Below are 419 nucleotides of genomic sequence, written 5' to 3'. Positions count from 1 at the left end.
ATCGGCGGAAAAATAAAGCAATATGAGGTGGCCGTCGACCCTAATGAATTAAAGGCAATCGGCCTTACTATTACCGATGTGTTCGAAGCATTGGAAGCGAACAATAAAAATACAGGTGGTGCGTACATTGAGAAAAACCATCAGGCGAACTTCATTCGAGGTGAAGGTTTGGTGCGAAGCCTTGATGATATTAAAAAAATCGTCATCAAAAATGAAAATGGTGTGCCCATTACCATAAGTGATGTTGCAGATGTGCGCTTTGGTTCTGCCGTGCGCTATGGGGCTTTGACGCAGGACGGCGAAGGTGAGGTCGTTGGCGGTCTTGTTATGATGCTCAAAGGGGCAAACTCAAACGAGGTTATTGTACGTGTGAAAGACCGGATGGCCGAAATACAGAAATCCCTTCCTGAAGGGGTTGT

The 419-nt window shown here is 45.8% G+C and carries 1 protein-coding gene; it reads left to right on the top strand.

Annotation, left to right across the window (positions count from 1 at the left end; genetic code table 11):
- The coding region (locus AACP56_RS17965; RefSeq protein WP_339339104.1) for an efflux RND transporter permease subunit at window positions 1-419 on the top strand (419 nt) is incomplete at both ends.

It is taken from the genome of Croceitalea sp. MTPC6 (assembly GCF_036985525.1).
Lineage (GTDB): Bacteria > Bacteroidota > Bacteroidia > Flavobacteriales > Flavobacteriaceae > Croceitalea.
The sequence above is the reverse complement of the archived record's forward strand: the minus strand, read 5'-3'. Positions and strand labels throughout refer to the sequence as shown.